The following is a 16,163-nucleotide window of genomic DNA, read 5'->3' on the forward strand; positions in this document are numbered from 1 at the left end:
ATATGTTTTGTTATGCTTTAGATATTTTAAATTTATAATTTATAGAAATTAATATCATTCCTATAACTGTTGCCATAAATGAAGCTGTAAATATTCCTATTTTTATAGCAGAGATAGTATCTTCATCAATAAATGCTAAATTCGCAATAAATATAGACATTGTAAATCCAATACCAGCAATAAATCCAACAGATATTATTTCAAACCAAGAGATATTTTTTGGTTTTTTTATGATATTTAACTTTGTTGCAGCATATGTAAATCCAAAAATTCCCAAAGGTTTTCCTACTAATAATCCTAGTGCTACACCTAAAACTATCATCCAATTTGTCCAAACAGTAGAAAAATCCAATAAAACTCCTGCATTTGAAAATGCAAATATTGGCATAATAAAAAATGCTGAAAAACCGTGTAAATCGTGTTCTAATCTGATAAGTGGATTTTGAACTCTATCATATCCATATGCAATTCCTTCTAAAGCATTTATCTGTCTATGATTTAATATTGGTTTATCATCCATACATCTTTCAAACTCTTCTAAATCAGCTTTAGTTTTTTCTATAAATTTTTTTTCATTCATTCTTGAACTAATAGGAATAGCAAAAGCTAATAAAACTCCCGCAATTGTCGCGTGAACTCCTGTTTCATGGATAAATATCCATAAAAAAATACCTAAAAATAAATAAAAAGAGAGTTTTTTTACATCAAAATAGTTCAAAAGCCAAATTAAACCATAAACAAAAGCAGCATGTAAAAAATATTCTAATTTTAATTCACTTGTATAAACTGTTGCAACGACAATAATAGCTCCTAAATCATCTATAACAGCAAGAGCAACAAGGAATAATTTAAGTGCAGTATTTACTCTTTTTCCAAGTAATATAAGCATAGCAATCGCAAAAGCAGTATCAGTTCCCATTGGGATTCCAAAACCAATAAAATTATCTGGATTTAAAGCAATATAAATTGAAGCTGGAACTATCATTCCACCTAAAGAAGCAACAAAAGGAAACATCGCTCTTGAAACACTTGCAAGTTCTCCTATTAGTAACTCTCTTTTTATTTCAAGACTCACCATAAGGAAAAATAGTGCCATTAAACCATCATTTATCCAAAGGCGAAGAGGCATTGATATAATAAAATCGCCAATAGCAACACCTAAAGGTTTATCCCATAAATTAAAGTAAAAATCACCAAAGTTAGAATTGGCAACAATTATGGCAAATAAGGTTACAAATAAAAGTAATATACCACTTAAAGCTTCTTTGGAAATAAAATTGTCTATTACTTTATATTTTTTTACCATAATTGTCTCCTTAAAAATCTATCTAATCTTTACTCTCTATTGAAAAAACAAGTTTTGCTTCATCAAGAAGTTTTTGTGCAACTTCTAATTCTTTTATACCATCTTTATAAAGTTTTATAGAATCACTAAGTGTAATTTCAGGATTTGAAAGTTTTTCTAAAAACTCTTTTGCATTTGAGATTTTATCTTCAAAATTTACTTTTTCTAAATTTTCTTTCATTCATTATCCTTTAAAATATCTTTTACATAATCTTGAAATTTTTCAACTTCAACTAAAAAAGAGTCATGTCCAGAGTTACTATTTATAAGTTTATACGTAACTTGATCTTTCCGTCCAAGTTTCATCATAATATCTCTTATTTCTTCCATCTCTTCAGGGAAAAATAACATATCATCACTAAAAGCTATTAGATGCAGTTTTGCTTGAATTTTATCAAATGAATCTTCTAGCTTATCTTTATTTCTTCCAGCATCAAAAATATTTATCGTTTTACAAATATATAAATATGAAAGTGGATCAAAAAATTTTGGAAAACTATAAGAGTTATATTCAAGATATTTTTCCACTTCAAATCTTCCAAAAAGCTCATATAATCCATCAGTTGTTACATAATCTCTACCAAATTTATTTTTAAATAAGTTTGGACTTAGATACATCATAAGTCCTGCCATTCGTCCAACTGCAAGTCCAGGAAGTCCTAAAGCTTTTAAATCTTCTTTTTTATAGTTTCCATTATTAAAAATTTTATCGTGTCTTATAGCCTCTATTGCTATTTTATTTATTCCAATAACCCAAGGTCTTGTATATGCAGTTGTTGCTAATGCGATTATATGTTTTGCAAAATTTGGATATTCTATTGAATAACAAAGAGCTTGCATTCCTCCCATACTTCCACCAACAACTGCAACGGCATTTTTTATACCTAATCTTTCATATAATTTCATTTGAGCTTTTACAATATCAGATATTGTAATAACTGGAAATTTTAATCTATACTCTGTTTTTGTACTTGGATTAATACTCAAAGGATTTGTCGAACCATACGAACTTCCTATTGTATTTGAGCAAATTACAAAATACTTTGTAGTATCTATTGCTTTTCCATCACCTATAAATTTATCCCACCAACCTGGCTTTGCTTCATCAGCATATCGACCAGCTGCATGATGACTTCCTGAAAGTGCGTGACAAACAATAATTACATTTGATTTATCTTTATTTAATTCACCATAAGTTTCATATATTAATTCAAAAGATTCTAAAAGTCTTCCACTTTCAAGATATAAAGGTTCATTAAATTTTTCTACTTTTGTCTCTATTTTCAAAATTTATTCCAACCATAAGAGTTTTAAGAATTTAGTGTATCTAAACTATCCTAAGAAAGATTTTAGCTGTAAAGTTGAAGATTCAAAGAGGAAAAAGTCCTCTTTGTAGATTAAAATTTATATTTTAAACTAAGAATTCCATTAACAGGATCACCATAATTATAGCTAGATGTACCATATCCAATATAATATGTTTTATCAAATAAATTATTGATATTTAATTGTGTTGATAAATTCTTATTAAATTTATAAGAAGCCATCAAATCAACAACTGCATAAGCATCTTGAGTAATTTCTCTTGTATCAGATTTTTCATATCCTTTACTTTTCCAGTTTACTCCAGCTCCAAAACTAAAATCATTTATTGTATATTTTGTAAATATATTTATATTATTTCTTGGTGTTGTAGTATTTACTTTATCTTTATTGGCATCTTTTGCTTCAAAATGAGTAAATCCTACACTAATATCCCAATTATCAGTAATTTCTCCACCAATTTCAAGTTCAATTCCTTTAGAAGTTACACCTTTCATACTTTTATAAGCTTGTTCAGTTCCATTTGAACCATCGACAAAAACGCCATTAATCGATTCAGCAACATTATCTTGTTCTAATCTAAATAAAGTTAATCCAGCATTTAATTTTTTATCAAAATATTCACCTTTGATACCAGCTTCATAATTACTTCCTTCTTTTGGGTCTAAGATATTTCCACTTTTATCTTTAACATTACCTTGCGGTAGAAATATATCTGTATAACTCGTATAAATAGAGTGATTTTCATCTAAATCATAAACTAAACCAACAAAAGGTGTAAATATATTATCATGGTCATATTTAGTTCTACTATTTGTATCCCAACTATAACTATCATATTCCCAAGTTGTAAGTCTTGAACCAATAATTAGTTTTAAATCATCCACTAATTCAAATTTTCCAGTAAGATAAATCGATTTTTGTTCTGTATCTGCATCTTGTCTTAAAATAGAACTTCCAGTATTTGGTTCAGATGTAAATTCACTACCATTTTGAGTGAAGTAATTAGTAATATTGTATTTTCCTGAAAATTCTGGTTTATATTTTTTATCATTTTCTTTATTATATTGTGTTCCTACAATTATTTCATGCTCTTTTTTTGCTAATTCAAATGGAATAGAAGCATAAATATCTATACTATCTTTTTTTATTTTTTCTGGATTTTTACCCCAACCAGCTGTTAAACCTGAACCATCTTTATTTAAACTACCTTGAATATTTGTATCCATTCTATCTTTTGTATGAATTTCATTATGTGAATAAGAAGCATTTAATAAAATATCATTATCAAAATAGTGTTTTACATCTGTAAAATATGAAGTTATACTTGTATCCCATTTACTCCAATCAAACATATAACTTTTTGAACGACTAAAATTAGTTTTCGTTCCATCACTATAAAAACTAGGTAAAGAAGCTCCTCCTCCCATAACTCCATCTTTATTGTTTTCTTCATAACTAGCACCTACTGATATTGTAGTATTATCCGTAATATCAGAATCAACAATACCATAAATTAAACTATTTTCTTGACTTTTTTTATCAATAAAAGAGTTTTTGTCTTTGTAACTTGCTACTAATCTTGCTCTAACACTTCCATCTTCATTTAAAGGAGTTTGAATATCTGTTTTTAGTTTATACATATCCCAAGAACCACCACTTGCTTCTATATCACCTTTAAATACTTTTGAATTTGCATGTTTTCTTACCATATTTATAGAAACTGCTGGATTTCCTGCACCTACCATGAGCCCATTTGCACCTTTTACAATTTCTACTCTATCATAAGCATCCATATTATAATTATTTATTGTGTACCAATTCTGTGTTACAGGAAGACCATCAAGTAAGTAATAGTCAAGATCAAAACCTCTTGAATAATAAGTTGCTCTTCCATCAAAAGCTTCAGTTACTGATACACCAGTTACTTTTTTTATCAAAGTATAAAATTCATCTGTTTTTCTATCTTCTAACATTTGTTGGCTTATTACCATAACAGATTGTGGAGTTTCTCTAATAGATAAATCAAGTTTTGTTGCTGTTTTCATACTTCCTGTTGTATATGAATCACTATTTTCTGTTGTACTTCCTAAATATTTATCATTTACAGAAATCTCTTCTAAAATAGTAGTTTTAGAGTTTGTTGTTTTTTTTGGTTTTTCTATTATATATATTACGCCATCTTCTTCTATTGCTTTTAAATCATTTGATTCTAAAATATTGTTTAAACTATTTAGAGCATTTTCTTTATAATTGATTTTCTTTTCATCAATTTTTTTATCTTTTAAACTATTTGACTTTGATATATACGTTACTTTATACTCTTTTACTATGCTGTCCACTGCTTCTTGTAAACTTATCTCTTTTGCATTAACAACATTGTTACTTAATATTAATGATGTTACCACAGAGATAAAAAATCTATTTTTCATATTTCCAATCCTTTATATTAATTCTGAGAATTATATTCTCTAAGCAATAAGACGATTGAACTATATAAAAATGGATATAAATTTTATATAAATTTCGAAATTTATATGAAAGATACGATTTTATGGTGTTTGTAAAATTTTATATTTTTTAAATATCTTTCATTTTTTTAATTATTCTGCTTATAAAAGCCTTAAATCTAAAGAATTAAGTTTTAATTAAGAATTTATATAAATATTATAAACTCAATCTTTCTTCATCATAAGTAAATTTATATATAATTAGTCAAACAGATCTTATAAAAAAGGAATTTTATGAATAAAATTAAAGAACTTGAGAAAATATTAAAAACTGATGTTTTAATAGAAGTTCAAGCTGAAATAGATGCTTTAGAAAAATTAATTGCAAAAAAAACAAGTACAGATTTAGAAAATGAATTAGAATATATGCTTGATATAAAAAAGTTTTATAATGAAGCTTTAGCTTTAATTGAAAAAGGGAAATTAACACAAGAAGAAGCAACAAATATATTGTTAGATTTAGAAGACATGAGAGCTGATGACGAAGATGATATATAAAAAAGAGATTTAAACTTTAAAGTTTAAACTCTTAATTTAATGGATACTCAATAGTATAACCTCTCATCAAAGGTGGTGTATCTAAAGATGTTTCAGCATTTTCTATTTTGATTGATTCAATATCTTCTGTTTGATCTTGAGAATCTGATTTTTCTTCATTTTTTGACTCGAATCCAGTTGCAATAATAGTTATTTTCACTTCATCTCTATCAAAAGTTGCGTCTGTTGTTGTACCAAAAATAATTTGTGCATTTTGGTCAACTTTTTCATGAACTGTTTCCATAATATCACTAATTGCTAAAAGTGAAATTTCTGGATTTACTGTAAAGTGAATTAAAATACCTTTTGCTCCATCAAGAGGAACTTTCTCTAATAATGGAGAGTTTATAGCATTTTCTAAAGCTCTTTGAGTTGCCTCTTCACCTTTTGCTTTTCCAATTCCCATTAATGCTATACCTTTATGTTTCATAATAGTTTTAACATCAGCAAAATCGGCATTAATATCTGCACCACTTCCAGGATTTAAAATAACTTCACTCATACCATTTACAGCTTGATAAAGGATATTATCTACTATTTTGAAAGCATTTTTTATACCTAAACTTGCATCAACAATCTCTGTTAATTTATCATTTGATATAACAATTAAAGAATCACTTACTTTTTTTAACTCTTCTAATCCAAGATTAGCTAAACCTGCTCTCATTTTTCCTTCAAATGAAAATGGTTTTGTAACAACTGAAACAGTTAAAGCTCCTACTTCTCTAGCAGCTTTTGCAATAATAGCAGCAGCACCTGTTCCAGTTCCTCCACCAAGACCAGCAGCAACAAATACTATATCTGAACCTTTTAAAGTCTCTTTTATCTCTTCATAACTTTCAAGTGCTGAATTTCTTCCAACTTCAGGATCCATTCCTGCACCAAAACCATTATTTAGTTTATGACCTAACTCTATTTTTTTTGGAGCTTTTGATACATGAAGAACTTTTAAATCTGTATTTGCAACAATTAAATCGATTTTATGTGAACCTTCATCTATCATGTGGTTAATCATATTACAACCACCTCCACCAACTCCAATTACGGCAATTTTTGGAAGGTTGTTAGATAAAACCTTACTTGGCATATCTACTCTAATATCATCTTCTCTAAATAAATTTTCCATTAAAACCACTCCGATAATTTATTCCAAAGTCCAGAAACACCTTTTTTCTTATCTTTCACTAAAGGTTCTAAAACTGTTCCATTATTTTGTTTTGTTTGAATATACTCTCTATTTGTTGTATTCATTGTATTATTCATATTTGGTATAGTTACTTTCTCAACAACTCTCTCTTTTCTAACAGGACGAATAAGTTTTTTACCTGAATCTAACTGATAACTTCTATTTATTCCTAAAGAATACATTAATAAACCAACTACTGTTGACATATTTGTTTCATCAAAACTAATTTTAAAATTATTTGGTAAATTTTTTGGAGTTGAAACACTAACAGGAATCCCTTCAAAAATCTTTTTAGTTAATTCTTTTATTCCTCCAAGACAGCTCATACCACCAGTTAGAACTATTCCTGAACCAATATTATCAAGTAAAGCACTTTTTTTCAATCTATTTTTTACTAAAACTAATATCTCTTCAACTCTAGCATGAATTATTGTTTGGATATAATCAAGTGCAACTTCTGTATAACTATCTTCATCATCAGTTCTTGGAAGTGTTACTTTTGTAGCGCCAACTTCATTATTTGCTGAATAATCTCTTGTTAATGAACCATATTCAATTTTTATCTTTTCTGCAGATAAATTTGGAGTATGAAGCATAACAGATAAATCATTTGTAATATTTTTTGAACCAGCAGGAATAAATCCATTATAAACAATAGAATTCCCTTTAAAATATACAAATTCTGTTGTTGTTGAACCAACATTTATAACAACTGCTCCAAATTTTCTTTGTTGTTCATCAAGCACTGCTAATGATGAAACATACGAATCTAAAGCAAATTTAACATCATCAATCCCTGATATTTTTAGTGCTGATTTGATATTAATCAAAGCATTTCTTTTTGCTGTAACTATATAAACTGCTACTTCAAGTCTGTTACCATTCATATTTAAAGGATTATCAACTTCTTCTTCATCAATTCTAAAATATTGTGGAATTACATGAACAACTTCATATTCTGGAAGAATTATTGCATTTGATAAAGCCATTTGCATAGCTTGGTTTATATCTGCTTCACTTACTAAACCATTTGGAACATTAACTGCACCACTTCCTTTTATCCCTTTTGTATAATTTCCAGAAATTGATACAACTGTTGTTCCTATTGCTTCTGCTACGCTCTCTTTTGCTTTTAAAATAGCATCTTTTATAGTTTTTGAAGCATCTTCAATGTTAATAATCAAACCTTTATTAACACCTTTACTTTCACTAATACCAACTCCTAAAATATCTATATTATTATCTGCATCATATTTTGGTCTTGCAATAACTGCTGTTATTGCAGATGAACCAATATTTATTGTTAAAAAAGTATCATTCATATTATTCAATTTATTACTCCTTTGTCTGGATTGAAGATTTGATATTAAAAATATTTTCTAATTTTTGTAATAAATTTGTCATCAATTCTGTTTCTTGAAGTTGCATTATTGCATTTTTTACTGCTTGATCTTTTGTTTTATCATAATCTTTTATTTTTGAACTATTTATTCTATATAAAACTATTTTATCCCCTATTCCAATCACTCCTTCTTTAGTTGTAGCAAAAAATAGTTGGTTTAAAAAGTTTGTTGATTCTTCTTGAGATAATCCTGCAATTTTTGAAGTTCTAGTAACTCCTGCAATATCAGTACCTTTAAAATCTTTTAGTTCAGCTTTTGCTTGTTCTTGAAGTTTTTGTGCTCTTAAAACTTTCTCATAATCTTGTGTTGCTTTTGCTTTTGCTTGTTCAAAATCTAAAACTTTTGAAGGATTTAATTTTACAACTTTTACTATAATATATTTTCCATTTTCCATAAATGGTTTTACAACTTCACCATTTTTCACTTCTTTTATTTTTGCAATATTTTCTTGTGAATATGGAAGTTTTGATTCTAAAATATTTAAAGTTTTATCAAATTTTTCTTCATCTTTTTTAAGTTTTAAATAAATTTTTAAAGCTTCAGTTTTTGTAAATTTATCATCTAAATCTGTTTTGATTTGTGGTGTCGCTTCTTCTAAAGATTTGATTTTTCCATCTTCATGTTTATAATCAATTTTAAATTTTTCGTATTGTTCTTTTATTTCAGCTTCTGTTGAATTTGAGTTTATAAATGGAATCTCTTTTATCTCTAAATCATAAGTAACTTCTGACATATAAGAGTTTTTATTGTCTTCCCAATATTTTTTTAAACCTTCTTCATCAACAGTAACTTTTACATCGTTTGAAGATAAAATTTTTATTGTTATATCATCTTCTAAAAATAATAATTTACTTATATTTTCAACTTCCCAAGAAGTTGGATTTACTTCAAATAAAGATTGAACTTTTTGTAATAAAAGTGTTCTTTTTAGAGATTCTTCAAAATGTTTTGGTGTTAATCTATTTTGATTTAAAACTTTTAAATACGTATCTTTATCAAATTTTCCATCTTTAAAGAAAGCTTCATATTTTAATAACTCACGAGCTATTTCTTCATCTGTAACATCTAATCCTAAAGAATCACCATAAGCCATAAATAGATTTTTTTGTAAAACTTGATTATAAGCTATATCTTTAAGTCCTAATTGCTCAGCTATTTGGTTGTTAAACATATCACCAAACATTCTTGAATATTGTGAATAAAGATTTGAATACTCTTGTTGATACTCTTCAACAGTAACTTCTCTATCTCCAATTTTAGCTACTACTCCACCTTGTTTTCCATAATCGTAAGAACCCCAACCAACGAATCCAGCTCCAACGAATGCAATTGTACTTATCCATATTGTAATTACTAACCACTTTTTGTGTCTTTGCATCCAAGTTATCATAAAATCTAACCTCTTTAAAAATTTTTAGAAGAGATAATACAAAAAAGTTGCTTTTATGTTCGTTAAATAGTAATCATTTCAACATTTGATAAATCAATTTTTGGCTCTTTTTTACTTAATAAATCGTTTATTACTGATTCTCTAATTGTAATCTCTAATTTTTTACAAGCACTTTTAAAAGCCTCTTCTTCTCCTACAATAAAACACATTTTTTTTGCTCTTGTAATTGCTGTATAAAGTAGTTTTGTATTGTGCATAATATAGTGAGAAAAACTCATAGGAATAAGTGCATTATCATACTCCATTCCTTGAGTTTTATGAATAGTTAAACAGTAAGCCAAAGATAAAAGATGATGAACATTTTCAAAGTCATAAAATACTACCATATCATCATTTGGATATAAAACGATACATTTTTCTTCTTCAAAATCAAGTTTTATTATAAGACCTAATTGACCGTTATAAACCCTTCTTTCTAAAAAATCTGTTGAGCCACTTTTATACATACTCATAGTTTGAGCTTTCATATTCTCATTTTTTATATGAATTACTTTATCTGTAAGTTTATATTCATAGATTTTTGAAGCAAAAGCTTTTCCTTTTGTGTGATTAAAAAGTTTTTGAAGTTGAATATTTAGATTATCAACTCCTAAAACTCCTCCTTTCATTGGAGTAATTACTTGAAAAAGTGTCAAAGCTTTTGATATTTTTTTCTTTTTTATAAAATCATAATAATCTTGGATATAAGTTGAAGAGATATTTAAAATATTATTTAAAATATATTCGCTATTTTCACCTCTTAAATCTGCAAAGTCATTTGATGAAACAGAGTTTTTCATTGCATAATAGTTTGCTATTGAAACATCAATAAACCTAAAATCTTCATAATCTTCTTTATAAGAAGGAATTTCACCTCGTCTTATATCATTTGCAATAACTGCTATTGCTTGATTTTCATTTTGTCTATAAATTTTTGTAAGTTTACAAATAGGTGCTAGTTCATATTTTATTGCATCTGCTAAAATATTTCCAGCTCCAATAGCAGGAAGCTGTCCATCATCTCCAACGATTATAAAAATAGTATCATCATCAATCTTTGAAATAATTTGATAAAAAGTAACTGAATTTACCATAGAAGCTTCATCAAGTAAAATAGCTTTATAAGGGAAAAAATCCTTCTCTTTATGTTTTACAAGTAAACTTTGAATAGTTGAAGAGTTATAACCTGTTGTATCACTTATTCTTTGACTTGCTATTCCACTTAAAGCAATAGTCATAATATCATCATAACTCATTATCTCTTCAAGAAGTTCTAATATCGCCCTACTTGAGGTTGACTTTCCAGTACCAGCGTAACCAATCAAAAATAGAGTTTTTTCACCACTATTTATAAGTTCCACTGCTTTTTTTTGCTCAACACTAAGTTCAAAACCTAAAGTTTCTTGTTTTTTAACTAAATATTCATCAAAAGAAGCAATAATTTTCTTATTTTTTTCATCTTTTCTTCTACTAAAAAACTCTAAAATTCTCTTTTCTGCATAATAAAGCATAGAAAGTGCAACTCTATTTTCACTTGTAACAAAAAGCTCTTCATCTACTAACATTTTTGAAATTGCTGATTCATATAAAAGTTCTTGATTTGAAAATCTCAAACTTTCATCTAAAAGTTTATATAGATGAAATTTGTCTATTGAAGAGTTTCCGTTGTTATCGCAAAACTCTCTTAAAGTATAGTTTAGACAAGCCATTATTCTAAACTCTGATTTTGGGTCAATTCCAAGAGATTTTGCTATTTCATCAGCTCTTTTAAAACCTATTCCTTTTATATTTATCAAAATATATGGATTTTGTTTAATTTTTTCTATTAAGTTTTCAACTTCACCAAAAGTTGAATATATTTTTGTAATTAAGTTTGAAGTTACTCCAAATTTTCCTAAAAATGAACCTAGTTCTCTTAAATGTTTAAACTTATGCCAAGATGCAACAATAGTTTCTAGTTTTTTATCTTTTATACCTTTGAAATTTAAAAGTTCATTTGGTCTATCATTTAAAATTTCAATTAGTTCATTTTCACTATATTTTTCTAAAAGTTCACTAGCAAATTTTTTTCCTACACCTTTTACAATCTTTGTAAGAAAAAAGAACATTTCTGCTTCTTTTAGTTCTAAAGTATCAAACTCAAATTGAACTCCATACTTTTTATGAGTAGTCCAATTTCCAGTTAAAACAACCTCTTCTCCAACTATTTTTTCAATATCAGTATCAAAATATGTTCCACAAACTTTTTGATTATTTTCTAAAACAGCAATTATGTATTTTGTTTCATCATTTTTATATAAAACTTTTTTTATAACTCCTGATAATTTGAAACTTTTATACTCTTCTTGCATTAATATCCATCATTGAAAGTTTGTTTTTTATGTTTATCTTTTTTGTAGTTTGTTTTATTTTTTTCTTTTTGAAGTAGATTTGCATCTTTTAATAAATTTGCTCTTTCTTCCTCAAAAGTTTCACTATGATTTTGTGTATAGCTTATCGTTTTAGAAATAAATGCTTTTAAATTTGTATAATATTCAGAATACAGCTCAACTTCTTTAGTTTTATTCATATCTTCTAAATTTTTTTTAGTTCTAGTTTTAAATAACTCTTTATCAAAATTTTCTAATTTTAATAATGAAATAGTTCTTGTAAAAAATTTTTCTAAAACTCGAATATATTTTATTCTTTGTTGTTTTTCGTTTACTTCAAAACTCATTTAAGTAGTTCTTCCAAATTTTCAATTGGTCGTGCAATAACTGCAACATCACCTTTTATGATAATTGGTCTTTCAATTAAAATAGGATTTTGTACCATAATTTCTATAAGTTTTTCTTCGCTACTTTCATCTTTTAGATTTAAAGTCGTATATAAATCTTCATTTTTTCTTAAAAGTTCCTGTGCGCTTATGTTTAACTTTTTTAAAACTTCTTTTAATTCTTCTTTTGAAGGTGGATTTTCTAAATAATTTCTAACATCTGCTCTAATTTTTTTATCTTCTAAAAGAGTCATAGCATTTCTTGATTTTGAACAGCTTTGATTGTGCCAAATTTGAATATCTTGCATAAAATACCTCTGCTTATTAAGTTTTTTATTATATCTAAAACTTTTTTATAGAAGATAAAAGCTTACAATTTGTAATGTTTTAATATTCTTTATAAAACAGTATTCAACTAATATTTATTTTCTTTTTCCTGTCAAATTTGCAATGATAGCTTGTAAAACTTTCCAACTAATTTCTGCAGTATGTTTATCTGGATTAAAATTTTGTAAAGCCTGTTGCCTTGGATGAATATAATTTCTAAAATCTTTTAATGTATGACTAAATTTTTTAATATCTAATTTAATAAAATCTTGTTCATAAGCAACATTTATCAAATTATCTAATGTCCACTCATGTAATTGTTTCACTTTTCCATCATTATTCTTTGGAGCAGATTTTGAACTATTAAATTTTTGTGGATTTTGAATAGCAAGATGAAGTAATAATCCTTCTAATGTACTACCACATAAAAAAATTACAGAAAGAGAAGCTTCGCTATTTAAAGATTTTTTTATTTCTTGAAGTCGTTGATTAATAACTTCTTCAAATTGAAAATCTAATCTTAAAGGAGATAAATTAATTTCTGAAAATTCTATTTTCAAAAGATCATTTTCGGTTAGTTCTTTATCTTTTTTTATATCACTACTTTTAATTCCTAATAAAGTATTAATATAAGATATAGCTAATTTATAATCTTTATCCTCTATATCATCAATTTGCTTTGATAATTCCAATAATCCATTTAAGACATTTCCTACAAGTTCATTCTCTTCTATTTCCCAAAAAGCCCTTAATCTTTTCATTTTTGAAGAACCATTTTTATGATATTTTTGAGCATCAATATTTATGCCAAAGTCTTTAAAAAATTCACTAAATGTCCTATCTGAGAAATTTAAAACGTAACCACCTCTATCAAAAAGTTTTTCAAAAATTTGCTTTTGATTAAAAGTTAAATTTGCCAAATTACATATCCTTTTTATTAATGATCAGCCTACAAATTCAATGACAACATAATATTTTATAAATAAACATCTTTTCTATGAGATACTCTTAAAACTAAGATAATAAGCTTATCTCCTTGTTTTTCATAGATAACTCTATATGTTCTTAATTTTAATCTATATAAGCCTTTAAACTCACCTTTTAAAGCTTTTATTTTAGTAAGTTTCATTAACTCTTTTTCATAATCTTCATCAAAATTATTTATAAAAGTTTCAAGTTCATTTAAAATGAAATTTCTTACTGATTTATCTAAAGCTAAAATATCTTTTGAAGCTTTTTTATCAAACTCTAAATTATAACGATTCATCAGATAATTTTCTCATATCTTTTAAGCTTATTGTTTCATTTTTTTCTAAACTTCTTTTTTTTGCAATTTGCAAATCAAGATGATCAAAATAAAACTCTAATGCTTGAGAAACCAAAGTACTTTTATTTTGATTTAACTCTTTTGCAAATTCTGTAACTTCATCTGATAAATTTTGTGGCATTGAAATCAATAACTTTGTATTTTTAGTTGCTATCATAATTCTAATCCTAAATTTTAAATATATATAAAAGTATATCTGTATAGATATAAATAAATATTTAATTTTTATATATTCTTTGATTTATTTTAAGAATAATTTTTAAAAACAGACCATTTTAACGAATTTTTAGAATAACATTTTTTCAAATTTTTGTGTTATAATCTTCTATGTTAGTTTCAAATGGAAGTTTATTAAATATACTATTACCAAACAACAATAAAGTTTTAAATGATGTACTAAAAGAAGCTGATTCAAAAAATTTAGAACAAATGGTGAAAAGTTCAACTTCTTCAACTTCAGCAAGTACTATTTTAAAAGAGCTTTTTACAAGCCTAAAAGATGGAACAAAATCAAATTCAACTATAGAAAATATGTTAAAAAACTCTGCTACTTTTAAAGAGTTAGGAAATGTATCTACAAATTTATCGTCTTTAGTTGATGAACTTTCAACTGATGAAAACTTACAAAAGTTTAAACCTGTACTTGAAAACTTTTTAAAAGATGTCAAAAATATAGATGCAAATGCTTTGAAAGAACAGATAAAAAATTCTGGTATATTTTTAGAATCAAAACTTTCACAAACTCCCAATTCTAAACTTGAAAATGTGTTAACTCAACTTCAAAATTTGCTAAAAGATATAAACACACCTCAAGCAAAACAAGTAAATGAACTAATAGACAAGCTTTTGCAAAATATAAAAACTCAAACGAATACAAATACACAAATAACACAAAATCAAACAGCAACAAATGAATTTACAAACAATCTAAAAACTTTAACTTCATCTTTACAAAATCTAAATAACTCTTTAAATCCAACTCAAACTCAAAACCTTTCAAACTTAGCAAACCAACTAAAAAGCTTAATAAATGAAGGAACTTTGGTTGAATCTAAAATAGAAAATAGTACAAATTTAACTGATAAAATGACTAATTTAGCAAATAATACAACTTTAAAAGATAGTATAAATTTACAAACGAAAGAGCTTTTAACACAAATAAAAAATGACATTATCCAAAATCCAAATATGATACAAAATAAAAATATTTTACCAATGATTGATAATCTTTTGAAAATGGATAATTTATTTTCAAAAAATGATACTATTCAAAACTTTTTAGCAAATAGTAATTCATCAGGAAATTTAAGCACTTTTACGAATAATTTTGCTTCAAATTTATCTCCACTTTTAACAACTTTAAAAGAGAGTTTAGAAACACTCAATCCAAATAATACTCATCTACAAAATCACTTAACAAAACTTGTAGATAAAGTAGAACACATCATCCAAGATTTAGCGACAACTCCAAATGGAAAGCTTGATACAAAAGTAAGTGAAGATATGAAAACTGTTCTACTTCAAATGCAAGATGAATTAGCTTCAAAAACTGACCCAAAATCACTTGAAATAGCAAAACAAGTTGATAGACTTTTAACTCAAATTGATTTACACCAATTAACTTCTCTTGTATCAAACTCAAATTATGTATATTTACCATTTTTTTGGGAAATGCTTGAAGATGGTTCGATTGAAATGAAACAAAAAGATGAAGAGAAGTTTTTTTGTCAGATAAATCTTACTTTAAAAGACTTTGGAAAAGTTGATTTGATGCTTGGTTTATATGATAAAAACAAACTTGATTTGACTATTTATGCACAAAGAGAACATTTTAAAACTGCAATCAGAGAAAATATGCAACAGTTAAAAATTGCATTAAATAGTGTTGAGTTAATTCCTGTAAATGTAAAACTTCTTGATATGAAAGAAGATAATAAAGAAAGTAGCAAACCAGCACAAACTTATATAAATAACTATAATAACCAAGATTTATCTTCTGGAATTGATATAAGGGCTTAAAA

15 protein-coding genes are annotated in these 16,163 nt (G+C 26.3%); 2 read left to right on the forward strand and 13 right to left on the reverse strand.

The window, feature by feature from the left end; translation table 11 throughout:
• Positions 1–10: 10 nt before the first annotated feature.
• The 4 genes from nhaA to CKV87_RS06880 form a co-directional block, all read right to left on the reverse strand.
• Positions 11–1,306 (reverse strand): Na+/H+ antiporter NhaA, encoded by a 1,296-nt coding sequence (nhaA, locus tag CKV87_RS06865; RefSeq protein ID WP_004509606.1) that lies wholly within the window; start codon positions 1,304–1,306, stop codon positions 11–13.
• A 22-nt stretch (positions 1,307–1,328) separates the two neighbouring features.
• Positions 1,329–1,526: an exodeoxyribonuclease VII small subunit gene (xseB, locus tag CKV87_RS06870; RefSeq protein WP_012013036.1), complete on the reverse strand. Its 198-nt coding sequence runs from the start codon at positions 1,524–1,526 to the stop codon at positions 1,329–1,331.
• On the reverse strand, positions 1,523–2,632 hold the full coding sequence (gene metX, locus CKV87_RS06875; RefSeq protein ID WP_012013037.1) for a homoserine O-acetyltransferase MetX: 1,110 nt from the start codon (positions 2,630–2,632) through the stop codon (positions 1,523–1,525). Before metX ends, xseB begins: the two co-directional genes overlap by 4 nt.
• Positions 2,633–2,742: 110 nt before the next feature.
• Positions 2,743–5,100, reverse strand: a complete 2,358-nt coding sequence (locus CKV87_RS06880; RefSeq protein ID WP_012013038.1) for a TonB-dependent siderophore receptor — start codon at positions 5,098–5,100, stop codon at positions 2,743–2,745.
• 312 nt (positions 5,101–5,412) lie between these two features.
• On the opposite strand from CKV87_RS06880, the gene CKV87_RS06885 reads away from it, so the two are divergent.
• Positions 5,413–5,676: a hypothetical protein gene (locus CKV87_RS06885; protein WP_012013039.1), complete on the forward strand. Its 264-nt coding sequence runs from the start codon at positions 5,413–5,415 to the stop codon at positions 5,674–5,676.
• 31 nt (positions 5,677–5,707) lie between these two features.
• Here CKV87_RS06885 and ftsZ read toward each other — a convergent pair whose 3' ends face one another.
• The 9 genes from ftsZ to CKV87_RS06930 all read right to left on the reverse strand — a co-directional run bounded on the left by ftsZ (position 5,708) and on the right by CKV87_RS06930 (position 14,299).
• On the reverse strand, positions 5,708–6,841 hold the full coding sequence (ftsZ, locus tag CKV87_RS06890) for a cell division protein FtsZ (RefSeq protein ID WP_012013040.1): 1,134 nt from the start codon (positions 6,839–6,841) through the stop codon (positions 5,708–5,710).
• Entirely contained in the window at positions 6,841–8,223 is a 1,383-nt protein-coding gene (ftsA, locus tag CKV87_RS06895) for a cell division protein FtsA (RefSeq protein WP_041645073.1), read from the reverse strand. The genes ftsZ and ftsA overlap by 1 nt, the downstream gene beginning before the upstream one ends.
• A 13-nt stretch (positions 8,224–8,236) precedes the next feature.
• Positions 8,237–9,694 carry a peptidylprolyl isomerase gene (locus CKV87_RS06900; RefSeq protein WP_012013042.1) on the reverse strand — a complete coding sequence of 486 codons (1,458 nt, stop codon included), beginning with the start codon at positions 9,692–9,694 and terminating at the stop codon, positions 8,237–8,239.
• A 62-nt stretch (positions 9,695–9,756) separates the two neighbouring features.
• Positions 9,757–12,084 carry an AAA family ATPase gene (locus CKV87_RS06905; protein ID WP_012013043.1) on the reverse strand — a complete coding sequence of 776 codons (2,328 nt, stop codon included), beginning with the start codon at positions 12,082–12,084 and terminating at the stop codon, positions 9,757–9,759.
• Positions 12,084–12,449, reverse strand: coding sequence for a hypothetical protein (locus CKV87_RS06910; RefSeq protein ID WP_012013044.1), 366 nt, complete (start codon positions 12,447–12,449; stop codon positions 12,084–12,086). Before CKV87_RS06910 ends, CKV87_RS06905 begins: the two co-directional genes overlap by 1 nt.
• Positions 12,446–12,796, reverse strand: coding sequence for an arsenate reductase (glutaredoxin) (gene arsC, locus CKV87_RS06915; protein ID WP_012013045.1), 351 nt, complete (start codon positions 12,794–12,796; stop codon positions 12,446–12,448). Before arsC ends, CKV87_RS06910 begins: the two co-directional genes overlap by 4 nt.
• A gap of 114 nt (positions 12,797–12,910) precedes the next feature.
• Entirely contained in the window at positions 12,911–13,735 is an 825-nt protein-coding gene (locus tag CKV87_RS06920; RefSeq protein WP_012013046.1) for a hypothetical protein, read from the reverse strand.
• A 56-nt stretch (positions 13,736–13,791) separates the two neighbouring features.
• On the reverse strand, positions 13,792–14,082 hold the full coding sequence (locus CKV87_RS06925; protein WP_012013047.1) for a type II toxin-antitoxin system RelE family toxin: 291 nt from the start codon (positions 14,080–14,082) through the stop codon (positions 13,792–13,794).
• Positions 14,069–14,299, reverse strand: coding sequence for a hypothetical protein (locus CKV87_RS06930; RefSeq protein WP_012013048.1), 231 nt, complete (start codon positions 14,297–14,299; stop codon positions 14,069–14,071). The genes CKV87_RS06925 and CKV87_RS06930 overlap by 14 nt, the downstream gene beginning before the upstream one ends.
• Before the next feature lie 170 nt (positions 14,300–14,469).
• On the opposite strand from CKV87_RS06930, the gene fliK reads away from it, so the two are divergent.
• Complete coding sequence (gene fliK / locus CKV87_RS06935) at positions 14,470–16,161, forward strand: flagellar hook-length control protein FliK (protein ID WP_012013049.1); 1,692 nt, start codon at positions 14,470–14,472, stop codon at positions 16,159–16,161.
• Positions 16,162–16,163: the final 2 nt, after the last annotated feature.

Source organism: Aliarcobacter butzleri (assembly GCF_900187115.1).
GTDB lineage: Bacteria > Campylobacterota > Campylobacteria > Campylobacterales > Arcobacteraceae > Aliarcobacter > Aliarcobacter butzleri.

What these genes read in the sequence shown, in the direction of transcription:
- nhaA (WP_004509606.1), bottom strand. Translation starts at nt 1,306, where the DNA reads ATGGTAAAAAAATATAAAGTAATAGACAATTTTATTTCCAAAGAAGCT.
- xseB (WP_012013036.1), bottom strand. Translation starts at nt 1,526, where the DNA reads ATGAAAGAAAATTTAGAAAAAGTAAATTTTGAAGATAAAATCTCAAAT.
- CKV87_RS06880 (WP_012013038.1), bottom strand. Translation starts at nt 5,100, where the DNA reads ATGAAAAATAGATTTTTTATCTCTGTGGTAACATCATTAATATTAAGT.
- CKV87_RS06885 (WP_012013039.1), top strand. Translation starts at nt 5,413, where the DNA reads ATGAATAAAATTAAAGAACTTGAGAAAATATTAAAAACTGATGTTTTA.
- ftsZ (WP_012013040.1), bottom strand. Translation starts at nt 6,841, where the DNA reads ATGGAAAATTTATTTAGAGAAGATGATATTAGAGTAGATATGCCAAGT.
- ftsA (WP_041645073.1), bottom strand. Translation starts at nt 8,223, where the DNA reads ATGAATGATACTTTTTTAACAATAAATATTGGTTCATCTGCAATAACA.
- CKV87_RS06900 (WP_012013042.1), bottom strand. Translation starts at nt 9,694, where the DNA reads ATGATAACTTGGATGCAAAGACACAAAAAGTGGTTAGTAATTACAATA.
- CKV87_RS06905 (WP_012013043.1), bottom strand. Translation starts at nt 12,084, where the DNA reads ATGCAAGAAGAGTATAAAAGTTTCAAATTATCAGGAGTTATAAAAAAA.
- CKV87_RS06910 (WP_012013044.1), bottom strand. Translation starts at nt 12,449, where the DNA reads ATGAGTTTTGAAGTAAACGAAAAACAACAAAGAATAAAATATATTCGA.
- arsC (WP_012013045.1), bottom strand. Translation starts at nt 12,796, where the DNA reads ATGCAAGATATTCAAATTTGGCACAATCAAAGCTGTTCAAAATCAAGA.
- CKV87_RS06925 (WP_012013047.1), bottom strand. Translation starts at nt 14,082, where the DNA reads ATGAATCGTTATAATTTAGAGTTTGATAAAAAAGCTTCAAAAGATATT.
- CKV87_RS06930 (WP_012013048.1), bottom strand. Translation starts at nt 14,299, where the DNA reads ATGATAGCAACTAAAAATACAAAGTTATTGATTTCAATGCCACAAAAT.
- fliK (WP_012013049.1), top strand. Translation starts at nt 14,470, where the DNA reads ATGTTAGTTTCAAATGGAAGTTTATTAAATATACTATTACCAAACAAC.